Origin of the sequence: Terrabacter sp. MAHUQ-38 (assembly GCF_014518425.1) — a bacterium.
Taxonomy (GTDB): domain Bacteria; phylum Actinomycetota; class Actinomycetes; order Actinomycetales; family Dermatophilaceae; genus Terrabacter.
In genome coordinates this window covers 385,001-405,001 of the sequence record NZ_JACVCU010000002.1, presented here as the reverse complement: position 1 = coordinate 405,001, position 20,001 = coordinate 385,001, and the positions used below count along the sequence as shown (strand labels likewise).

Here is a 20,001-nt window from a genome sequence, read left to right as displayed (position 1 = left end):
AGGATCGCGGGGGCGTCGTCACGTGCGGTTGTCGCGCAAGCGATCAGTACCAGTGCTTCCTGCCACCGACCGCGCGACCCGTGGCACCGAGCAGGAACAGGACCGCCCCGATGACGAGCAGCACGATGCCGATCGTGGTGAGGATGCTGATCTTGGCGAACAAGCCGATGAGCAGCAGGATGAGTCCGAGAACGATCATGGTGTCGCTTCGCTCCTTCGATGAGGTGATCACTAGCATCGAAAGCCATACCCGGGTGGATGCAACGGGTAACACCCGGCCGCAAACGGCGGCAGGGGCACACGACTCGATTAGGGCGCGGCTGGTCACGCTGTTAGCCTTGGGGGTGCCGTAGACCGGCCGCGGATCGATAGCGCCCAGGTGGACATGCCCTGGAGCACCGCGCAACGAGATGAGAAGGAGTCGGTACATCCATGCCTTTGGACACTGACGTGAAGAAGCAGATCATGACCGAGTACGCCACGAAGGACGGCGACACCGGCTCCCCCGAGGTGCAGATCGCGATGCTGACGCAGCGCATCAAGGACCTCACCGAGCACGCTCGGGCCCACAAGCACGACCACCACAGCCGTCGTGGTCTCCTCCTGCTCGTCGGCCGCCGCAAGCGCATGCTGCGCTACCTCGAGGCGACCGACATCGAGCGCTACCGTGCGCTGATCAAGCGACTCGGTCTGCGTCGATGAGTTCGTGACGAAAGGCGGTCACCGCGTTCTGCGGGGACCGCCTTTCGTCATAGGTGCGGGCAGCCGACGCCCGTCGACCCCCGCACCAGGGCCGTCCGGCCCGAAGAAGGAAAACCACGCACACAACGACGATGTGCGCGGGCACATGAGAAACAGAAAGCGAGGGCCCCTTTCATGGAGGGTCCAGACATCACCTTCGCCGAAGCCGTCATCGACAACGGCAGCTTCGGCACCCGCACGGTCCGGTTCGAGACCGGCCGCCTGGCCCGCCAGGCCGGCGGCGCCGTCACGGCATACCTCGACGACGACACGATGCTGCTGTCGACCACGTCCGCGGGCAAGACCCCGAAGGACCAGTTCGACTTCTTCCCCCTGACGGTCGACGTCGAAGAGCGTATGTACGCGATCGGCAAGATCCCCGGCAGCTTCTTCCGCCGCGAGGGTCGCCCATCCACCGAGGCCGTGCTCACCTGCCGCCTCATCGACCGCCCCTTGCGCCCGACCTTCAAGAAGGGCCTGCGCAACGAGGTCCAGGTCATCATCTCGGTGTTCTCGCTGAACCCCGACCACCAGTACGACGTGCTCGCCATCAACGCCGCGAGCGCGTCGACGCAGATCTCCGGCCTGCCCTTCTCGGGCCCCATCGGTGGCGTGCGCGTCTCGCTCATCGACGGCCAGTGGGTCGCCTTCCCGAACTTCTCCGACATCGAGCGCTCGGTCTTCGACATGGTCGTCGCCGGTCGGGTCGTGTCCGGTCCCGATGGTGACGACGTCGCGATCATGATGGTCGAGGCCGAGTCGACCGAGTCGACCTGGGACCTCGTCAAGAACGAGGGCAAGCAGGCGCCGACCGAGGAGGTCGTGGCCGAGGGCCTTGAGGCCTCGAAGAGGTTCATCAAGCAGCTGTGCGACGCCCAGGCCCAGCTCGCTGCCGAGGCGGCCAAGCCGGTGCAGGAGTTCCCCGTCTTCCTCGACTACGAGGACGACGTCTACGCCGCCGTCGAGAGCGCCGTCGAGGCCGACACGACCGCTGCGCTGACGATCGCCGGCAAGCAGGAGCGCGAGGACCGCCTCGACGAGATCAAGGCCGCCGTCAAGGCGCAGCTCGCCGAGCAGTTCGAGGGTCGTGAGAAGGAGGTGTCCGCCGCCTTCCGCTCGGTCCAGAAGAAGCTGATCCGCCAGCGCATCCTGCGCGACAAGGTGCGCATCGACGGCCGTGGCCTCGCAGACATCCGCGCCCTGGGCGCCGAGGTCGAGGTCCTGCCCCGCGTGCACGGCTCGGCGATCTTCGAGCGTGGCGAGACCCAGATCATGGGTGTCACGACGCTCAACATGCTCAAGATGGAGCAGCAGCTCGACACGCTGAGCCCCGTCACGCGCAAGCGCTACATGCACAACTACAACTTCCCGCCCTACAGCACCGGTGAGACCGGCCGCGTCGGTTCGCCGAAGCGCCGCGAGATCGGTCACGGCGCCCTGGCCGAGCGTGCGCTCATGCCGGTGCTGCCGACCCGCGAGGAGTTCCCGTACGCGATCCGTCAGGTGTCCGAGGCCCTCGGCTCCAACGGCTCGACGTCCATGGGCTCGGTGTGTGCCTCGACCCTGTCGCTGCTCAACGCCGGTGTCCCGCTGCGCGCCCCGGTCGCCGGTATCGCGATGGGCCTCGTGTCCGACACCGTCGACGGCGAGACGCAGTACGCCGCGCTCACCGACATCCTCGGTGCGGAGGACGCCTTCGGCGACATGGACTTCAAGGTCGCCGGCACCAAGGAGTTCGTCACGGCCATCCAGCTCGACACGAAGCTCGACGGCATCCCCGCTTCGGTGCTCGGCGGCGCGCTGACCCAGGCCCGCGACGCGCGTCTGCACATCCTCGACGTCATGGCCGAGGCCATCGACGTGCCCGACGAGATGAGCCCGTACGCCCCGCGCATCATCACGGTGAAGGTCCCCGTCGACAAGATCGGTGAGGTCATCGGCCCGAAGGGCAAGATGATCAACCAGATCCAGGACGACACGGGCGCCGACATCTCGATCGAGGACGACGGCACGGTGTTCATCGGTGCGGTCGACGGTCCTTCGGCGGAGGCGGCTCGCGCGGCGATCAACGCCATCGCGAACCCGCAGATGCCGGAGGTCGGCGAGCGCTTCCTCGGCACGGTCGTCAAGACGACCACGTTCGGCGCGTTCGTCTCGCTGCTGCCCGGCAAGGACGGCCTGCTGCACATCTCCGAGGTGCGCAAGCTCGTCGGTGGCAAGCGGATCGACAACGTCGACGACGTCGTCAAGGTGGGCCAGAAGGTCCAGGTCGAGCTCAAGGAGATCGACCCGCGCGGCAAGCTGAGCCTCGCCGCGGTCCTTCCCGAGGGTGCGGGCGACGCCGCCGAGGCCGCTCCGGCCGACGCCGCGGCGGCCGAGGCCACCGCGGAGGTCTGACCGGTAGGTCCGTCCCGGATCGTCACGAGCGGCCCGTCACCCCGTCGGGGTGGCGGGCCGCTCCGTCGTTCCTGGGTCAACCGACAGGCCGCAGACCGTGCTGTGAGGCGGCTATCGCAGGCAGGCCCCGGAACGTCCTGTCGGTTGACCCGTGGCGCCTCAGAAGATGGCGTTGACGATGTTCCAGCCGGTGCTGACCAGGACACGCGGCTTCCACGTGTTGGCGGCGTTGCGTCCGTACAGCCACATCTGGCCACCGGCGTCGCGCGCGAGCACGTCCGAGGTGCGGTCGCCGTTGAAGTCCCCGGGACTCATGATCGCGGTCAGGCCGTTCCAGCCGGTCCCGAGGAGCACGCGTGTCGCGAGGCTGCCCGACCCGGTGCCCGGATAGAGCCACAGGTAGCCGGTCGCGCGCTCGCGCGCCAGCAGGTCGGCCCGGCCGTCACCGTTGAAGTCACCCGGTGCGACGACGGCGCTGAAGCGGTTCCAGTCCGAGCCGATCGTCACCCGGGGCAACCACCCTCCGGTTCCGTTGCCGGGGTAGAGGTAGAGGGCGCCGGACGAGGTTCGTCGCGCGACGAGGTCCATGCGGCCGTCACCGTTGAAGTCGCCCGCCCCGACGATGGCGTTCATGATCTCCCAGCCGGTGCCGACGCGGACGCGCGGCAGACGCCAACCGCCCTTGCCGTCACCCTTGTACATCCATAGGTAGCCCGTCGCGCTCTCCCGCACGAGCACGTCGAGGTCCCCGTCGCCGCTGAGGTCGCCCACGGTGTCCAGGACGTTGAACGAGCCCCACCCCGTCCCGATCTGCACGCTCGCTGCATGGCTGCCGGTGCCGGTGCCGGCATAGAGCCTCAGCGCAGCGGTGGACGTCCATCGAGCCAGGACGTCGTTGTTCCAGTCCCCGTTGACGTCGGCCGTGCTGTTCGACAGCGAGGCGCGTGGCACGCCGAGCGCCGTGAAGGCATACGGCTCGCACGTGCGGTCGTAGTCACGCGTGTCGTCGTACCACTGGGAGAGGTAGACGCGGCCCCCTGAGAAGCTCGGCTGCGTGCACCTGTCGAGCGCCTCGGTGGGGTAGTCGAGCCGTCCGGCGGTGGCCCACACCGGCACACCGGGCAGGCGCCACGAGCCGACGATCTCGTTCCAGCCGTTCGTGTACGAGTAGAAGCCGTATGCGTAGCCCGAGTCACGCAGGCCGCGCATCAGGCCCTCGACGACGTAGCGGTTCTCCGCCTGACGCAGCGTCGTGCCCGTCGGCCAGGGCTGCTTGGGCCGCGGCTCGACGTCGATCCACACGACGGGAGGGCGCCAGCCGATTCGGCTCAGGGTCGCGGCGGCATACTTCGCCTCGGCGTAGCCGACGTTGGACAGCTGCCCGGCGCGGGTGCTCGACGACCACGGCCCGGACGCCTTGTACGTGCTGAGCTGCGTCGTCGTCGGGAACGTGGCCATGGCGTACCCGTGGCTCGGCTTCGAGCGGCTCTTGGCCCACTGGACCTGCGAGGCTACGCACGGGTTCTCCGTGAACGCCAGCCCCTTCGTGAGCCCGATGATGACGAACTGCGTGCTCTCGGGCGGCATCGGCAACCCGAAGCCGCCCTGCGTCGTCGCGCACTGCGGCCAGGAGATGTCGTGGCCGAACATCACGGCGGCCTGGGCGTTCGGTGCAACCAGGAGGCCGAGCGCAAGCCCGATGGCGCTGAGAGGGACCAGGGCCAGGCGACGGAGTCGGCCGCGGAGGCTGGGGCCGGGTGGGGGGACGAGCATGGAGACCACTTCCTACAAGTTCCTCCAGTGTGCGCCTCCTCCCAGCGGACTCCCAGCCTCATTTTCTCGCGACGGGTCCGTATGCCGTCCGCGCCGTCGCGTGGCCGGGCCGGCTCGTTAGGCTGGCGGGCGTGAGCGACTCGACACCCCAGCCGTCCCGCGACATCAAGGTCGCCGTCATCGGCGCGAACGGCCGGATGGGTTCCGAGGCCGTCAAGGCGGTCGAGGCGGCTGACGGGCTGGTGCTCGTCGGGACCTACGGCTCGAGCGACGAGCTGGGTGACCTGGCTGGGGCGGACGTCGCTGTCGAGCTCACGGTCCCGGGAGCCTCGCCCACCAACGTCGCCCACTGCGTCCAGCGCGGCGTCCACGTGGTCGTCGGCACGACCGGCTGGGACGATGCGGCGCTCGACGCGTTGCGAGAGCAGCTCGTCGAGGCACCGCCCGCCAGCAGCGGCGCCGACGTGGGGGTCCTCATCGCGCCGAACTTCGCGATCGGCGCCCTGCTCATGATGTCGTTCGCCGCCAAAGCTGCGCCGTTCTTCGAGTCCGTCGAGCTCATCGAGCTGCACCACCCGGCCAAGGTGGACGCGCCCTCAGGAACCGCGGCTCGCACGGCCGACGTGATCGGACGTGCCCGCTCCGAGGCCGGCGTCGCGGCGGTGCCCGACGCGACCACCCACGATCCCGACGGCGCCCGCGGGGCCACGGTGCACGGCATACCCGTGCACTCGGTGCGCCTGCGTGGTCTCACGGCGCACCAGGAGGTGCTGCTCGGCAACGCGGGGGAGGTGCTGACCCTTCGGCACGACTCGTTCGACCGCGGCAGCTTCATGCCTGGCGTCATCGCCGCGGTGCGTGCGGTCGGCGACCACCCCGGCCTGACGGTCGGGCTCGAGCACTACCTCGGCATCGACTGACACGTGGCGAATCGGTCCTGTGGACAACCGAATTCACAGGCTCCGGGCGACACCCAGGCTCTGATCGAGCCGACGGCACACGTCCGTGCGCCCTGCACGTGCGCGCCTCGACCGACCGAGGGCCGGTGCTCCTGGCTGCGGCACACCCGGTCGACCTGGCCAGCTACGTCGGTTCGGCGCGGGTCCTGCGGGTGGGACAGGTGGCGCCGTCGGTCGAGCTGGCGGGTGCCGGTCTGGGTGACCCGCGATCGACGGTGCCCGCACCGATGCCGGCGCTCGACATGTGGAGCGCTCACACCAGCGGTCCGGGCGAGCACCAGCTCGAGGTGCGGCTCGACGGGCCGCCGGTCGAGGTCCTCGTCCAGACGGCTCCGGGGGCGCGGCTGACGCTCCGCCTCGGCGCCAGCGTGCCGGGACTCTTCGGCCTCGCCTCGGAACGGTATGCAGATCGGATGGTCACCGCACTAGGCAAAGGCGCTGGGCACGACCGGGCAGCTCGGTGGGCTCTGGACCCGCACGCTTCTCGTAACGACTGCCGCGGAGTCGCGGGCAGGGCAGGGCCCCGCCGCCCGGGTGCTCGGCGCTCGCGCGGACATCGTTCGGGTGGCGGACCAGGCGTTGAGCTGACCTCACCGACGGCGACCGCCATGCGTGGGAGACAATCGCACCCGTGGCCATCCCGAAGGTCGTCCTCTTCTATGCGTTCCGGCCGCTCGCGGACCCCGACGCGCTGCGCCTGTGGCAGCGCGACCTGTGCGAGCGCCTCGGGCTCCGTGGGCGAATCCTGCTGTCGCGTCACGGCATCAACGCGACCGTCGGTGGCGACGTCACGGCCCTCAAGGCGTATCTCCGCTCGACCCGGGAGTACGCGCTGTTCCGCGACATCGACGTGAGGTGGAGCGACGGCACCGGACTCGACGAGCAGGGGCGCAGCCTCGACTTCCCGCGCCTCGTCGTGAAGGTCCGTGAGGAGATCGTGTCGTTCGGCGTCCCGGATGAGGTGGTCGTCGACGAGCACGGCGTCGTCGGCGGCGGTACGCGCCTCACCCCCGACGAGCTCGACGCCCTCGTCGCGGAGCGTGGTGAAGACGTCGTGCTGCTCGACGGACGCAATGCAGTCGAGGCGCAGGTCGGCCGGTTCCGCGGCGCCGTCTTGCCCGACATCCGGCACACGAGCGACTTCGTCCGCGAGCTCGACGCCGGCCGGTGGGACGACCTGCGGTCGCGACCGGTCGTGACCTACTGCACGGGCGGCATCCGGTGCGAGGTGCTGACCAGCCTCATGCGCTCGCGCGGCTTCGAGGAGGTCTACCAGCTCGACGGCGGCATCGTGCGCTACGGCGAGCAGCGGGGTGACAGCGGCCTGTGGGAGGGCCACCTCTACGTCTTCGACGAGCGCATGACGGTGGGCTTCAGCGACCAGGCCGTGCACCTCGCCGAGTGCCACGTCTGTGGCGTCCCGACGAGCCGCATGCACAACCGGGAGGACCTCCCCGGGCGTCCCCTCCAGCCTGCCTGCGACTCCCACGCCTGAACCCCCGATACGTGCGTCCCGGGTCTAGCCTGACCTCAGCCGCGACACAGGGGTCGCGCACCGACAGGGGAGTGTGATCATGGGACCGCTTCGACGACGCGTACTCGCAGGAATCGGGATCATCGGGATGGTGGCGAGCACCCTCGTCGTCACGACGACGTCGGCCCGGGCCGACGACGACGATGACCCGCTCTGCTACACGACCCGCAGCACCAGCGGGCAGTTCTACGCCGGACCGTCCGCGAGCCGGGTCTACGACTGGGTCGACGTCTCGTCGCAGACGACGCGGCGCTTCCACCCCGGCGCGCCCATCCCGGCGGGCCTGCTGGACGAGCACTACGTGCCGCAGGGGATCGCCGCCTGGCCGAACTGGGACGGCACGGGCGAGGACCTCATCCTCGTCTCGGCGTACAAGGACGAGGACGGCGACGGCACGACCGACGGGGCGAGCGGCGTCTGGGGCGTCGTCATCGGCGGGTCCCGCTCCGGCACCTCGCTCGGCCGCATGCTCATCGCCGAGGGACACGTCGGCGGCATCGGCGTGTACAAGGGCTGGCTCTACGTCGGCAGCGAGTCCGAGATCCGGGGGTACCGGTTGAGCAAGGTCCGTGACGCCCTCCAGGGAGCGAACACCAACACGGTCTACGCCCGGGACTACAACCGTGCGTCCTCTTACGTCGTGGGTTTCATGGGCACGGGCGACGGCCACCTCTGGGCCGGTGACTTCGACGAGTCGAGCTCCCAGCACCTCAACGGCTACGTGCAGACGAGCAGTAGCACGGGGGCCATCTCCTACGTCAGCTCGACGCAGGTCTACGCGCCGAAGAAGACCCAGGGTGTGGCAGTCACTGCCAACCACGTCATCTTCTCGACGTCTTACGGGCGGAACGACCGTGGCAACCTCTGGGTCATGCCACGGGGACAGGACTCGCTGTCCGACGGCAACTCGTACTGCTTCCGGGCGCCCTCGATGAACCAGGGCGTCACGATTCTGGGCGACCGGCTCTACGTCGGCTTCGAGAGCGCTGCCTACACGTACAACAAGGGCCTCGACGACCCCGACAACCCGATCGACCACCTGCACTACTCGTCTCTGAGCGACGTGACGGGTCTGTACGGGGGCGGCATCCTCGACTGAGCTCGCTGGACGTCGTCCGATGTCACCGGAGGCCGGGGACCGCGCACGGGCGGCCCCGGCCTCTGCCGGCTCAGGTGTCCTGGGTGCCCTCGACCAGCTCGGCCGGTGCACGCATCCGCCATGCGTCGGTCACCAGCTCCTCGAGCCGCTCGCCGTCGACACGGTCGAGCCAGAGCATGACGAGCGACACGCCGTCATAGGCGGGCGTGGTGAAGAAGAGCTCGGGCTCACCGAGCACGAGCGCCTGCTTCTCGGCCTCGTCGCCGACGTAGAGGACCGCGATGTCGCTGCGGATCACGCGTCGCTGACCCGGTCGCCGCTCGGGGTAGGACCAGACGAAGCCCTTGTTGCCGACCCGGAAGTCGAACCCGTCGCTGGGGATCTCCTCGACCCCGGCGAGGGCGAGGGCGACCCGGCGCACGTCGTCCGCGTCAGCCACGGTTCACGACCATCCCATCGCTCGAAGGACCGCCGCGGTCGCGGCCCCCAGCACGACGACGACGATGAAGGGCGCGCGAAGCACGAGCGCGACGACCGCGACGCCGACCGCCGCCGCGCGGGCGTCGAGCACGAACGTGCCGCCCGGGCCGGTGAGCGCCTGCGTGGCCACGAGCGCCGCGAGCAGTGCGATCGGCAGGGCGCCGGTGAGGCGCCGGACGCGCGGCCCGTCGAGCAGGTGCGCGGGGATGAGATGGCCGGCGAGCTTGAGCGCGAAGGCGATCGCGGCGGCGACGATCAGCGCCGTCCACATGCTCACGGGCGCTCCCTCCTCGGCGTGCGCCACGCGAGCAGCGCCGCCGCCGCTGCCGCCACGACCGGTATGCCGGGCGGCATCGTCGGCGCGAGCACGACCGCCACGACGGCACCGAGGACGGCGATGGCCACCCCGTCGCGGGAGCGCAGCCGCGGCCAGAGCAACGCGGTGAAGGCCGCGCACGCGGCGGCGTCCAGGCCATAGGTGCGCGGGTCGCCGATGAGGTTGCCGATGAGCGCCCCGGCGAGTGTCGTGAGGTTCCACAGGGCGAAGACCGTGAGCCCCGTCAGCCAGAACCCGAGGCGCGCGGTCCGCGGGTCGTCCTGGGCCACGGCGACCGCCGTCGACTCGTCGATCGTGAGGTGGGCGGCCGCGACCCGCCGGCCGCCGCGCACGTTGAGCAGGTGGGCCAGCTCGAGCGCGTAGAGGCCGTTCCTGATGCCGAGCATCGACGAGGCCGCGATCGCGGCCGGTGCCGCGTGCAGGCCGCCCCCGATGATCCCGACGAAGGCGAACTGCGACCCGCCCGTGAACATGAGCAGCGACAACGCCATCGCCTGCCACGTGTCGAGCCCCGCCGCGACGGCGAGCGCGCCGAAGCTGATGCCGTAGGCGCCGGTCGCGACGCCCACCGAGAGGCTCTGCCGCACGACCGCGCGGCGCGCCCCCGGGTCCGCCGCTGCGGTCACGCCCGCTCCGAGCCCTCGTCGACGGTGGCCCCCACTCCGTCCGCGGTCAGGTCGCCGGCGTGCTCCTCGGCGTCGACGACGGTCGCCGACAGCCGCACCTCGCGCGCGGTGCGGCCCTCCTCGGACACGACCCGCTCCCGGTGGGCGCCGTCGGCCTCGAGACCTGCCGACGTGAGGAAGCCGCGTGTCTCGTCGGCGTCGGCGAGGACCCAGGCCGTCAGCATGCCGGCGCCACGTCCGCGGGCCGTGTCGACGGCCGCGTTGAGCAGGCGCGAGCCGTGGCCCTGGCGGCGGGCGTCGGGGTGGACGCCGAGGACGAGCAGCTCGGCGGCCTCGGCGCCGTCCGGGTCGGGGGAGGGCCCGACCGCGGCGAAGCCGACGACCTGCTCGCCGGCGCACGCGACGAGCAGCAGGTGGTCGGGCGAGGGCGCGTCACCGAGCGAGGCACGCCAGGCGTTCGTGAAGGGACGTGGGTCGAACTGCTCCACGACCTCGTCGGGTAGCACGCCGGCATACGCCTCTCGCCACACGACCGCCTGCACGAGCCCGACGGCCGGGGCATCGGACACCCGCGCCACGCGCACCGACGCGTCCGCCACCGGCCCGGCCTCGTGCAGGTGGCTGTGTCCGTGGTCGTGCCCGTGCCCGTGCGGATGGTCGGGGGCGTGCCCGTTGGTGTGCTCGTGTTCGTGTGCCACCACGGCATCCTCTCAGGCGACGGGGACCCCGCGGCCGCCTCCCCACGGTCGACGGTGGACCCGGCTTTGGACGCCCTCGGGCCCATCTCGCATACTGGACTCATGTATGGCAACGACGTCATCGACCCGAACGAACCGCTGAACGCGGCCGAGACCGCCGTCTACGACGCGGCTGCGGCGCACGACGACCAGCGCGACAGTCGAGGCGGCGTCGGTGACGAGTTCGATGCCCTCATCGCGGCCGACCAGCGCATCGAGCCCCGCGACGCGATGCCCGAGAAGTACCGCGAGACGCTGGTCCGCCAGATCGCCCAGCACGCGCACTCCGAGATCATCGGCATGCAGCCCGAGGGCAACTGGATCAGCAGGGCCCCGTCGCTGCGTCGCAAGGCGATCCTCATCGCGAAGGTCCAGGACGAAGCCGGCCACGGGCTCTACCTCTACAGCGCCGCCGAGACCCTCGGTGTCGACCGCCAGGAGCTGCTCGACCGGCTCCACGACGGCCGGCAGAAGTACTCCTCGATCTTCAACTACCCGACCCTCACGTGGGCCGACTGCGGGGCCATCGGCTGGCTCGTCGACGGTGCGGCGATCATGAACCAGGTGCCGCTCTGCCGGTGCTCCTACGGCCCCTACGCGCGCGCGATGATCCGCGTCTGCAAGGAGGAGTCGTTCCACCAGCGGCAGGGCTTCGAGATCCTGTGGACCCTCATGCGTGGCACCGAGGCCCAGCAGGCGATGGCCCAGGACGCGGCCGACCGCTGGTGGTGGCCGGCGCTCGCGATGTTCGGCCCGCCCGACACCGGCGAGGCCACCAAGGGTGGGCACACGGAGCAGTCGATGGCGTGGGGGATCAAGCGGTTCGCCAACGACGACCTGCGCCAGAGGTTCGTCGACATGATGGTGCCGCAGGCGGAGAAGCTCGGCGTCGTCCTGCCCGACCCGGAGCTGCGCTGGAACGACGAGCGCGGCCACTACGACTTCGGCGAGATCGACTGGGATGAGTTCTGGCAGGTGCTGCGCGGTGACGGCCCGTGCAACGCCGAGCGCATCGCGCACCGCCGTCGCGCCCACGAGGAGGGCGCCTGGGTGCGTGAAGCCGCCAACGCCTATGCCGCCAAGCAGGCCGCCAGGACCAAGGAGAGTGCCGCGTGAGCGGAGCCACCAACCCGCCCCGCACCGACTCGCACGACCCGCAGGCTCCCGCCGAGGTTGCCCACCAGGAGCGCAGCTGGCCGCTCTGGGAGGTCTTCGTCCGCGGCAAGCGCGGCCTGTCGCACGTGCACGTCGGCTCTTTGCACGCCCCTGACGCGACGCTCGCTCTGCGCAACGCACGCGACGTCTACACCCGGCGCCAGGAGGGCGTCTCGATCTGGGTCGTTCGCGCCGACGACGTCACGGCGAGCAGTCCCGCCGAGAAGGACTCCTTCTTCGACCCGGCCGCCGACAAGGTCTATCGGCACCCGTCGTTCTACGACGTGCCCGAGGATGTCGAGTACCTATGAGCGACAACGCGACCCGCCAGGAAGCGCTTCCGGGAGCGGCCGAGAACCATGCGGGCGACCATAAGCCCTACGCGGCATACCTGCTCGGCCTGGCCGACGACGCGATGGTCTACGCCCAGCGTCTCTCCGAGTGGATGACCAACGCCCCGCAGATCGAGGAGGACATGGCGCTCGGCAACATCGCGCTCGACCTGCTCGGCCAGGCACGCGCGCTCTACCCCTACGTCGGCTCCATCGACGGCACGGGCCGCGGCGAGGACGACTACGCGATGCAGCGCGATGAGCGCGAGTGGCGCAACGTCCACCTCGTCGAGCAGGAGCGCGGTGACTTCGCCGACGAGATGGCGCGGTTGCTGTGGTTCTCCGCCCGCCAGGTCGAGCTCCACACTGCGCTGGCCGGCTCCGCCGACGACGTCCTCGCGGGGGTCGCCGGCAAGGCGCTCAAGGAGGTCCGCTACCACCTCGACCACGCCTCGCTGTGGGTCGTGCGCCTCGGGGACGGCACCGACGAGTCGCACCGCCGCATGCAGGCGGCGCTCGAGCGCGTCCTGCCCTACCTCGCCGAGCTCTTCGACGACGACGAGGCGTCGGTCCTGGCGGCAGGGCTCGGCGTGGGTGTGCTGCCGTCCAGCCTGCACGATGCCGTCGTGGCCCGGGCGGGCCGCGTCGTGGACGAGGCGACCCTGACCCTGCCGAACGACTCTCCGTGGCGCTCGCGCGGCGGCCGCGACGGGGTGCACTCGCGGCCGATGGGCTACCTCCTCGCTGAGATGCAGCACATCGCCCGCTCTCACCCCGGCGCGACCTGGTGATGCTCATGGCTGTGGAATCGCCTGTCGCAGAAGCGATCTCCCGCATCCCTGACCCCGAGGTGCCCGTGATCAGCATCGCCGACCTCGGCATCCTCCGGTCCGTCGAGGTGGACGAGGACACCCACACCGTCGTGGCGACGATCACCCCCACGTACAGCGGCTGCCCGGCCATGGAGGCGATCGCGTCGCGCATCGTCTTCGAGGCCCGGCGTCAGGGGTATGCCGCCGACGTCCGCACGCAGCGCTCGCCGGCCTGGACGACCGACTGGATGACCGACGAGGGGCGGGCCGCGCTCGAGCGGTTCGGCATCGCGCCACCCGGTCCGGTGGTGGGGGAGACGCCTGGGCCGGTCGCGGTGACCCTCAGCCGGCACGTCGTCGCCTGCCCGAGGTGCGGCTCCACCGACACGAGCGAGATCGCCCACTTCGGCTCGACCGCGTGCAAGGCCCTGCGCCGGTGCAACGCGTGCCTCGAGCCCTTCGACGAGTTCAAGGCCATCTGAATGACCGACGTCACGACCCCTCCCGCCGCCGTGCCCTCCGAGCTGCCGACGACCTCACCCGGGCCGGCTCCGGCGCCGTCTGCAGGCCGGCACCGGGCGCGCTTCCACCCGCTCACCGTCGCCTCGGTGGAGCGCCTGACCGACGAGTCCGTAGCCGTCACCTTCGCGGTGCCCCCCGAGCTCGTCGACGAGTTCGCCTTCGATCCCGGCCAGCACCTGACGCTGCGGGCCACGATCCTCGGCGACGACGTACGCCAGTCCTACTCGATCTGCCAGTCGCGGCTCGCCGACCCGACCGGGCGCACCCTGCGAGTGGCGGCTGCCCGCGTGCCCGAGGGCCGCATGTCGAACTGGCTCAACGACATCGTCACCGCGGGCGACGTCGTCGAGGTCATGACCCCGCTGGGCTCGTTCACGTGCCCGACCCAGCCGGACGGCATTCGCCATCACGTCGCGATCGCGGCGGGCTCGGGCATCACGCCCGTGATCTCCCTGCTCACGAGCGCGCTCGAGGAGGAGCCCGGCTCCCGTGCGACGCTGCTCTTCGGCAACCGGCGGACGAGCTCGATCATGTTCCTCGAGGAGCTCGAGGACCTGAAGAACCGCTTCCCGGGTCGCTTCCACCTCGTCAACGTGCTCTCGCGGGAGGCCCAGGACGTCGAGCTGTTCCACGGACGCCTCGAGCCGCAGCGGCTCACGGCGATCTTCGCCGCGCTGCTGCCCGTGGAGTCCGTCGACGAGTGGTACCTCTGCGGCCCGTTCGGCATGGTCACCGGAGCCGAGGCCCTGCTCACGGAGCGCGGGGTCGACGCCCACCACATCCACCACGAGATCTTCCACGTCGACGACGGCACGGAGCCGAAGCGAAAGGTCGTCGTCGACGACTCGGCGCCGCCGGAGGCCACGGTCACCGTCAACCTGGACGGGCGCACGACTGTGATCCCGATGCCCAGCCGCGAGGAGACGATCCTCGACGCGACCCTCCGCGCGCGGCCCGACGCGCCGTTCTCGTGCACGAACGGCGTGTGCGGCACCTGCCGGGCCCGGCTCGTCTCGGGCGAGGTCCGGATGGACCGCAACTACGCACTCGAGCCCGAGGAGGTCGAGGCCGGCATCGTCCTCGCCTGCCAGAGCCACCCGGTGACCGACGAGGTCAGCCTCGACTACGACGCCTGAGCCTCCTTCGGCCCTCGTTCGGAGGACGGCCGGGCTGCAGCGCCGCACGGAACACGGAGTGACGCGACGGTGTTGTTCGGGGCGTGGACGTGGTCGAGGTCGTGGTCATCGGGGCGGGTCAGGCCGGTCTCTCGGCAGCGCACCACCTGAAGCGGCTCGGGGCCGAGCCGTTCGTCGTGCTCGACGCCAATGAACGCCCGGGCGGCGCCTGGCAGCACCGGTGGGACAGCCTCACGATGGCGGACGTCCACGGCATCGCCGAGCTGCCCGGCATGGCCGTCCCCGAGCACGCGCTGGGGGACCGCGCCAACGTGCTCGTGCCGCGCTACTTCGCGGAGTACGAGCGGCACTTCGACCTGCCGGTCGTACGGCCGGTGCGCATCACCTCCGTCGCACCCGTCGACGACGACCCGGACGGCGTCCTGCGGGTGGGGACGACCAGCGGAACGTGGCTGACCCGGTCGGTCGTCAACGCCACCGGCACCTGGGAGACGCCCTTCGTGCCGTACTACCCGGGCATCGAGACCTTCCGGGGCAGACAGCTGCACACCGTCGACTACCGAGGGCCCGACGAGCTCGCCGGCAGGCGCGTCGTCGTCGTGGGCGGAGGAGCGTCGGCGGTGCAGCTCCTCGGCGAGCTCGCGCCCGTGGCGGACACCATCTGGGTGACACGACGTGAACCGGTCTGGCGCACCAGCGAGTTCACGCGGGACGTCGGTCGCCAGGCAGTCGCGCTCGTCGAAGAGCGCGTCGCCCAGGGCCTGCCACCCCGCAGCGTCGTCAGTGTCACCGGCCTCATGCTCCGCCCGCAGGAGGAGCGCGCCGCGGAGCTCGGCGCCTATGCACGGCGGCCCATGTTCGCCCGAGTCGAGCCCGACGGCGTGCGGTGGCCGGACGGCTCGTTCGAGCGCGCTGACGTCATCCTCTGGGCCACCGGCTTCCGCCCGACGGTGGGGCACCTGCGGCCCCTCCACCTCAGGAGCGAGCTCGGCGGCATACGGCTCGTCGCACCCTTCGACGAGCACACGTTCACGACGTCGACCGCTGACCCGCGCATCCACTTCGTCGGCTACGGACCGTCGGCGTCGACCATCGGCGCCAACCGTGCCGGACGGGCGGCAGCCAGGGCCGTCCGGCGTCAGCTCGCGCGCGGCCGAGAGGCCGTCGCCTAGATCGCCGAATGCCGCGGACGTGACAGCAGGAAGTACGAGAGCGCCGGGCTCGACGTGACGTCCTTGCACGGGTAGCCGAGGTCCTCGACGTGCCGGAGGAAGTCGTCGGCCTCCGCGGGGTTGTCGTCGACGCCCTCGAACGCGCAGAGCACGCGCCCCGAGTCGGACCCGTGGCTGCGGTAGTGGAACATCGTGATGTTCCAGCGGGTGCCGAGCTCGGTGAGGAAGCGCAGCAAGGCGCCCGGGTGCTCGGGGAACTCGAACGAGTAGACCCGTTCGCGGCACTGCGGCGGGTGCCCGCCGATCATGTAGCGCACGTGGGTCTTGGCGGTGTCGTCGTCCGAGAGGTCGACCACCTCGTAACCGGCCATGGCGATCTCGGCGATGATCTCCGCCCGCTCGGCGAGCCCGCGGGCCAGGCGCACGCCGACGAAGATCCGTGCCTCGAAGGTGTCGTCGAGACGGTAGTTGAACTCCGTCACGGCCCGCCCGGCGAGGGCCTCGACGAAGGTGAGGAAGGAACCCTGCCGTTCCGGGATCGTCACGCCGAGCAGGGCCTCACGGTGCTCCCCGACCTCCGCGCGCTCGGAGATGTAGCGCAGCGTGTGGAAGTTGACGTTGGCGCCCGAGAGCACGTGGGCGAGGCGCTCGCCGCGGATGTCCTTCTCCTCGACGTACTTCTTGAGCCCTGCGAGGGCGACGGCTCCGGCGGGCTCGGCGACGGCACGCACGTCCTCGAAGATGTCCTTGATCGCCGCACAGATCTCGTCGGAGCTCACCGTGACGACGTCGTCGAGGTGCTCACGGCACAGCTCGAACGTGCGGTCACCGATGCGCTTGACGGCGACGCCCTCCGCGAACCTGCTCACCTCGGGCAGCTCGACCGGCCGGCCGGCGGCCAGGGCCGCCGTGAGGCACGCGGCGTCGTCGGGCTCGACCCCGATGACCTGCACGGCCGGCATGAGGTACTTGACGAGCGTGGCGACGCCGGCGGCGAGGCCGCCGCCCCCGACGGGGACGAAGATGCGGTCGAGGTGCGCGTCCTGCTGGAGCAGCTCGAGCCCGAGCGTGCCCTGCCCCGCGATGACGAGCGGGTCGTCGAACGGCGCGACATAGGTCCGTCCGCGCTCCACGGCGAGCCGCAGGGCCTCGGCCTTGGCCTCGTCGAACGTGTCGCCGTGGAGGACCACACGAGCCCCGTGCGCACGGACAGCGTCGACCTTGATCGGAGCGGTCGTCACCGGCATGACGACGTCGGCCTCGATGTCGAGGAGGGCGGCCGAGAGCGCGACGCCCTGCGCATGGTTGCCGGCCGACGCGGCCACGACGCCACGTGCCCGCTCCGCGTCATCGAGCTGCCGCATGAACGTGTAGGCGCCGCGCAGCTTGAACGAGTGGATCGGTTGACGGTCCTCGCGCTTGACCTCGATCGTGTTGCCCAGGCGCGTCGAGAGCGACTCCATCACCTCGAGGGGCGTCACGACTGCGGCCTCGTAGACCGGGGCGCGCAGGACCTCTCGCAGGTGCTCCGCGCCTGCTGCCCCCGCCGCCGCGGTGCCGCCCTGCACGGGCACGCTCGACATGCCATCGAGCCTAGGGCCGCCTCACTGCTCACGTGCGCAGGGACCAGTGCACGAGACGCACCCACGCGCCGGGCCGCACGCACCCGAGCACCTAGGTGGGACTGTCGGGCCGCGGGGCTAGGCTGCGGGCGTGCGGCAGTACCTCGACCTCCTCGACCACGTCCTGACCAACGGTCAGGAGAAGTCCGACCGGACCGGCACGGGCACGCTCAGCGTGTTCGGCCACCAGATGCGTTTCGACCTCGCCGACGGCTTTCCGGCCCTGACGACGAAGAAGCTGCACCTGCGCTCGATCATCGGCGAGCTGCTGTGGTTCCTGCGCGGCGACACCAACGTGCGCTGGCTCCAGGAGCGCGGCATCTCGATCTGGGACGAGTGGGCCGACAAGGACGGCGACCTGGGCCCGATCTACGGCTACCAGTGGCGCTCGTGGCCCACGCCCGACGGCCGCCGTGTCGACCAGATCGCCAAGGTCATCGAGCAGATCCGCACCAACCCCGACAGCCGCCGGCTGATCGTCTCGGCGTGGAACGTCGCCGACGTCGACGACATGGCGCTGCCGCCGTGCCACACGATGTTCCAGTTCTACGTCTCGCCGCCCGGGCCGGACGGCCGGCGCCGGCTCTCGTGCCAGCTCTACCAGCGCAGCGCCGACATCTTCCTCGGAGTGCCGTTCAACATCGCGTCCTATGCCCTGCTCACCCAGATGGTCGCCCAGCTGACCGACCTGGCGCCCGGCGAGTTCGTGCACACCCTCGGCGACGCACACCTGTATGTCAACCATCTCGAGCAGGCCCGCACGCAGCTGACCCGCACGCCCCACGCCCTGCCGACGATGCGGATCAACCCCGACAAGCACGACATCGACGAGTTCGACCTCGACGACTTCGAGCTGCTCGACTACGTCGCCGAGCCGGGCATCAAGGCACCCATCGCCGTCTGACCCGACGGGTCTGCAAGTCTTGGCCGCATGACCGAGGTGCTCCGCAACGTCACGCTCATCGCCGCCGTCGGCCGCAACGGCGTCATCGGCGACGGGCTGACCATGCCCTGGCACCTGTCGGAGGACCTCAAGTTCTTCAAGCGCACGACGATGGGCCACCCCATGGTCATGGGACGGCGGACCTTCGACTCCATGGGCGCCCTGCCCGGCCGGCGCAGCGTCGTCGTGACCCGCCAGCGCGACTGGGGCCACCCCGGCGTCGAGGTCGCGCACTCCCTGCCCGAGGCGCTCGCCCGCGTGGGGGACGCCGACGAGGTCTTCGTCGTCGGCGGGGGAGAGGTCTACCGACAGGCCATGCCGTATGCCGCCCGCCTCCTCGTCACCGAGGTCGACCAGTCCCCGGAGGGCTCGGTCACCTTCCCCGAGATCGACCCGGTCGTCTGGGTCGAGACGGCCCGGGACGGGCGCGACGGCTTCGCGTGGGTGACGTACGAGCGCCGGGAATGAGCTCGTCGGCCCTCCGCCGCAGAAACTTGCTACTCGCGTGTAACGCCACCCGAACGGCCGCGATGTAGTGGGTGGCGAGGCACTACTCGGACCCCCGAGCGAGTAGTGCCTCGCCCTCTGTGTTCCCCCGGGAGCGACACGTCGGATGTCCGTGCGGGGACGTGGGTGGGCGCGCTGGGAGGATCGCCGGACACTGGCGCTAACCTTGGCCCCATGGCTGCCGCACCCGTACTCGGACGTGTTCTCTCGGCGATGGTCACGCCCATGCGGGCTGACGGCTCGGTCGACCTCGACGCCGCACAGCGGGTGGCTGCCCACCTGGTCGACGCGGGGCACGACGGCATCGTCGTCTCCGGCACGACCGGTGAGTCGCCGACCACGTCCGCCGACGAGAAGGACGAGCTCCTCCGGGCTGTCATCGAGGCCGTCGGCGACCGCGCGGTCATCGTCGCCGGTGCCGGCAGCAACGACACGGCCAAGAGCATCGAGTCGGTGCGTCTGGCGCAGAAGGCCGGCGCCGACGCGGTCCTCGCCGTCACCCCGTACTACAACAAGCCCCCGCAGGCGGGCCTTGTCGCCCACTTCACGGCGCTCGCCGACGCGAGCGACCTGCCCGTCATGGTCTACGACATCCCCGGCAGGTCCGGCATCGCGATCGCCCGCGAGACCTACCTGCGCATCGCCGAGCACGAGCGCATCGCCGCCGTCAAGGACGCCCGCGGCGACCTGTGGTTCGCGAGCGAGATGATGCAGGTCACCGGCCTGGACTGGTACTCCGGCGACGACGCGATGAACCTCGCCCACTTCGTCAACGGCGCGGTCGGCTTCGTCGGCGTCACCTCGCAGGTCGCCCCGACGGCATACCGGGAGATGGCCGACGCCGTCGTCGAGGGCCGGTGGGACGACGCCCGCGCGGTGCACCGGCGCCTCGCCCCGATCGTCAACGCCGTCATGAACGTCACCCAGGGCGCGATCATGGCCAAGTCCGGCCTCTTCGCCCAGGGCCTCATCGAGTCGGCGGCCGTTCGCCTGCCCCTGGTCGAGGCAGACGAGGCACAGGCCGCACTCGTCCGCGAGGCGCTCTCGGCGGTCGGATGACCGCCCCATGACCTCTGACCGGAGCCCGCGACGGCCCGGCAGCTCCACCGAATGACAG

At 70.7% G+C, this 20,001-nt stretch carries 21 protein-coding genes; 14 read left to right on the top strand and 7 right to left on the bottom strand.

The features are described from left to right. Positions 1–43: 43 nt before the first annotated feature. Positions 44–199 (bottom strand): DUF6131 family protein, encoded by a 156-nt coding sequence (locus H9I49_RS08845; RefSeq protein WP_188029982.1) that lies wholly within the window; start codon positions 197–199, stop codon positions 44–46. Positions 200–432: 233 nt separating this feature from the next. Here H9I49_RS08845 and rpsO point away from each other — a divergent pair, with 233 nt between their 5' ends. Together rpsO and H9I49_RS08835 are read left to right on the top strand one after the other, a co-directional pair. Continuing rightward, positions 433–702, top strand: a complete 270-nt coding sequence (gene rpsO / locus H9I49_RS08840) for a 30S ribosomal protein S15 (protein ID WP_188029981.1) — start codon at positions 433–435, stop codon at positions 700–702. A 174-nt stretch (positions 703–876) separates the two neighbouring features. Continuing rightward, the gene (locus tag H9I49_RS08835; RefSeq protein ID WP_188029980.1) at positions 877–3,138 is read left to right on the top strand and encodes a polyribonucleotide nucleotidyltransferase; all 2,262 of its coding nucleotides are present in this window, start codon (positions 877–879) and stop codon (positions 3,136–3,138) included. A gap of 159 nt (positions 3,139–3,297) precedes the next feature. On the opposite strand, the gene H9I49_RS08830 is transcribed toward H9I49_RS08835, so the two are convergent. Continuing rightward, positions 3,298–4,911 carry an FG-GAP-like repeat-containing protein gene (locus H9I49_RS08830; protein WP_188029979.1) on the bottom strand — a complete coding sequence of 538 codons (1,614 nt, stop codon included), beginning with the start codon at positions 4,909–4,911 and terminating at the stop codon, positions 3,298–3,300. Between the two features lie 131 nt (positions 4,912–5,042). Between H9I49_RS08830 and dapB the strand changes: the two genes are divergently transcribed. The 3 genes from dapB to H9I49_RS08815 all read left to right on the top strand — a co-directional run bounded on the left by dapB (position 5,043) and on the right by H9I49_RS08815 (position 8,503). Beyond that, positions 5,043–5,831 (top strand): 4-hydroxy-tetrahydrodipicolinate reductase, encoded by a 789-nt coding sequence (gene dapB / locus H9I49_RS08825; RefSeq protein ID WP_188029978.1) that lies wholly within the window; start codon positions 5,043–5,045, stop codon positions 5,829–5,831. Between the two features lie 670 nt (positions 5,832–6,501). Beyond that, positions 6,502–7,365, top strand: a complete 864-nt coding sequence (locus H9I49_RS08820; RefSeq protein ID WP_188029977.1) for a rhodanese-related sulfurtransferase — start codon at positions 6,502–6,504, stop codon at positions 7,363–7,365. Between the two features lie 79 nt (positions 7,366–7,444). After that, on the top strand, positions 7,445–8,503 hold the full coding sequence (locus H9I49_RS08815) for a hypothetical protein (RefSeq protein WP_188029976.1): 1,059 nt from the start codon (positions 7,445–7,447) through the stop codon (positions 8,501–8,503). 70 nt (positions 8,504–8,573) lie between these two features. On the opposite strand, the gene H9I49_RS08810 is transcribed toward H9I49_RS08815, so the two are convergent. The 4 genes from H9I49_RS08810 to H9I49_RS08795 are packed head-to-tail and all read right to left on the bottom strand — an operon-like array spanning position 8,574 to position 10,644. Continuing rightward, complete coding sequence (locus H9I49_RS08810; protein WP_188029975.1) at positions 8,574–8,942, bottom strand: MmcQ/YjbR family DNA-binding protein; 369 nt, start codon at positions 8,940–8,942, stop codon at positions 8,574–8,576. Between the two features lie 3 nt (positions 8,943–8,945). After that, positions 8,946–9,254, bottom strand: coding sequence for an AzlD domain-containing protein (locus H9I49_RS08805; RefSeq protein ID WP_223128537.1), 309 nt, complete (start codon positions 9,252–9,254; stop codon positions 8,946–8,948). Between the two features lie 2 nt (positions 9,255–9,256). Beyond that, the gene (locus H9I49_RS08800) at positions 9,257–9,946 is read right to left on the bottom strand and encodes an AzlC family ABC transporter permease (protein ID WP_188029973.1); all 690 of its coding nucleotides are present in this window, start codon (positions 9,944–9,946) and stop codon (positions 9,257–9,259) included. Further along, complete coding sequence (locus H9I49_RS08795) at positions 9,943–10,644, bottom strand: N-acetyltransferase family protein (protein WP_370587494.1); 702 nt, start codon at positions 10,642–10,644, stop codon at positions 9,943–9,945. The genes H9I49_RS08800 and H9I49_RS08795 overlap by 4 nt, the downstream gene beginning before the upstream one ends. Before the next feature lie 102 nt (positions 10,645–10,746). Here H9I49_RS08795 and paaA point away from each other — a divergent pair, with 102 nt between their 5' ends. The 6 genes from paaA to H9I49_RS08765 all read left to right on the top strand — a co-directional run bounded on the left by paaA (position 10,747) and on the right by H9I49_RS08765 (position 15,812). Beyond that, a complete protein-coding gene (paaA, locus tag H9I49_RS08790) occupies positions 10,747–11,799 on the top strand; it encodes a 1,2-phenylacetyl-CoA epoxidase subunit PaaA (protein WP_188029972.1) in 1,053 nt (350 codons plus the stop codon). Beyond that, positions 11,796–12,149: a 1,2-phenylacetyl-CoA epoxidase subunit PaaB gene (paaB, locus tag H9I49_RS08785; protein ID WP_188029971.1), complete on the top strand. Its 354-nt coding sequence runs from the start codon at positions 11,796–11,798 to the stop codon at positions 12,147–12,149. The genes paaA and paaB overlap by 4 nt, the downstream gene beginning before the upstream one ends. After that, complete coding sequence (gene paaC, locus H9I49_RS08780; RefSeq protein ID WP_188029970.1) at positions 12,146–12,961, top strand: 1,2-phenylacetyl-CoA epoxidase subunit PaaC; 816 nt, start codon at positions 12,146–12,148, stop codon at positions 12,959–12,961. Before paaB ends, paaC begins: the two co-directional genes overlap by 4 nt. Beyond that, positions 12,961–13,464 (top strand): 1,2-phenylacetyl-CoA epoxidase subunit PaaD, encoded by a 504-nt coding sequence (gene paaD, locus H9I49_RS08775; protein WP_188029969.1) that lies wholly within the window; start codon positions 12,961–12,963, stop codon positions 13,462–13,464. Before paaC ends, paaD begins: the two co-directional genes overlap by 1 nt. Continuing rightward, a complete protein-coding gene (gene paaE / locus H9I49_RS08770; protein ID WP_188029968.1) occupies positions 13,465–14,640 on the top strand; it encodes a 1,2-phenylacetyl-CoA epoxidase subunit PaaE in 1,176 nt (391 codons plus the stop codon). Positions 14,641–14,723: 83 nt separating this feature from the next. Further along, on the top strand, positions 14,724–15,812 hold the full coding sequence (locus H9I49_RS08765) for an NAD(P)/FAD-dependent oxidoreductase (protein ID WP_188029967.1): 1,089 nt from the start codon (positions 14,724–14,726) through the stop codon (positions 15,810–15,812). Here H9I49_RS08765 and ilvA read toward each other — a convergent pair. After that, positions 15,809–17,395, bottom strand: a complete 1,587-nt coding sequence (ilvA, locus tag H9I49_RS08760; RefSeq protein ID WP_188029966.1) for a threonine ammonia-lyase, biosynthetic — start codon at positions 17,393–17,395, stop codon at positions 15,809–15,811. The genes H9I49_RS08765 and ilvA overlap by 4 nt on opposite strands. 130 nt (positions 17,396–17,525) lie before the next feature. Between ilvA and H9I49_RS08755 the strand changes: the two genes are divergently transcribed. The 3 genes from H9I49_RS08755 to dapA all read left to right on the top strand — a co-directional run bounded on the left by H9I49_RS08755 (position 17,526) and on the right by dapA (position 19,943). Further along, a complete protein-coding gene (locus tag H9I49_RS08755; RefSeq protein WP_188029965.1) occupies positions 17,526–18,338 on the top strand; it encodes a thymidylate synthase in 813 nt (270 codons plus the stop codon). A 27-nt stretch (positions 18,339–18,365) separates the two neighbouring features. Continuing rightward, a complete protein-coding gene (locus H9I49_RS08750) occupies positions 18,366–18,845 on the top strand; it encodes a dihydrofolate reductase (protein WP_188029964.1) in 480 nt (159 codons plus the stop codon). A gap of 213 nt (positions 18,846–19,058) precedes the next feature. Then, positions 19,059–19,943 carry a 4-hydroxy-tetrahydrodipicolinate synthase gene (gene dapA / locus H9I49_RS08745; RefSeq protein ID WP_188029963.1) on the top strand — a complete coding sequence of 295 codons (885 nt, stop codon included), beginning with the start codon at positions 19,059–19,061 and terminating at the stop codon, positions 19,941–19,943. Positions 19,944–20,001: the final 58 nt, after the last annotated feature.

Bases quoted from the DNA above. Each gene is read 5' to 3' on its own strand.
- H9I49_RS08845 (WP_188029982.1), bottom strand. From the start codon at position 199: ATGATCGTTCTCGGACTCATCCTGCTGCTCATCGGCTTGTTCGCCAAG.
- rpsO (WP_188029981.1), top strand. From the start codon at position 433: ATGCCTTTGGACACTGACGTGAAGAAGCAGATCATGACCGAGTACGCC.
- H9I49_RS08835 (WP_188029980.1), top strand. From the start codon at position 877: ATGGAGGGTCCAGACATCACCTTCGCCGAAGCCGTCATCGACAACGGC.
- H9I49_RS08830 (WP_188029979.1), bottom strand. From the start codon at position 4,911: ATGCTCGTCCCCCCACCCGGCCCCAGCCTCCGCGGCCGACTCCGTCGC.
- H9I49_RS08815 (WP_188029976.1), top strand. From the start codon at position 7,445: ATGGGACCGCTTCGACGACGCGTACTCGCAGGAATCGGGATCATCGGG.
- H9I49_RS08805 (WP_223128537.1), bottom strand. From the start codon at position 9,254: ATGTGGACGGCGCTGATCGTCGCCGCCGCGATCGCCTTCGCGCTCAAG.
- paaA (WP_188029972.1), top strand. From the start codon at position 10,747: ATGTATGGCAACGACGTCATCGACCCGAACGAACCGCTGAACGCGGCC.
- paaC (WP_188029970.1), top strand. From the start codon at position 12,146: ATGAGCGACAACGCGACCCGCCAGGAAGCGCTTCCGGGAGCGGCCGAG.
- paaD (WP_188029969.1), top strand. From the start codon at position 12,961: ATGCTCATGGCTGTGGAATCGCCTGTCGCAGAAGCGATCTCCCGCATC.
- paaE (WP_188029968.1), top strand. From the start codon at position 13,465: ATGACCGACGTCACGACCCCTCCCGCCGCCGTGCCCTCCGAGCTGCCG.
- ilvA (WP_188029966.1), bottom strand. From the start codon at position 17,395: ATGTCGAGCGTGCCCGTGCAGGGCGGCACCGCGGCGGCGGGGGCAGCA.
- H9I49_RS08750 (WP_188029964.1), top strand. From the start codon at position 18,366: ATGACCGAGGTGCTCCGCAACGTCACGCTCATCGCCGCCGTCGGCCGC.
- dapA (WP_188029963.1), top strand. From the start codon at position 19,059: ATGGCTGCCGCACCCGTACTCGGACGTGTTCTCTCGGCGATGGTCACG.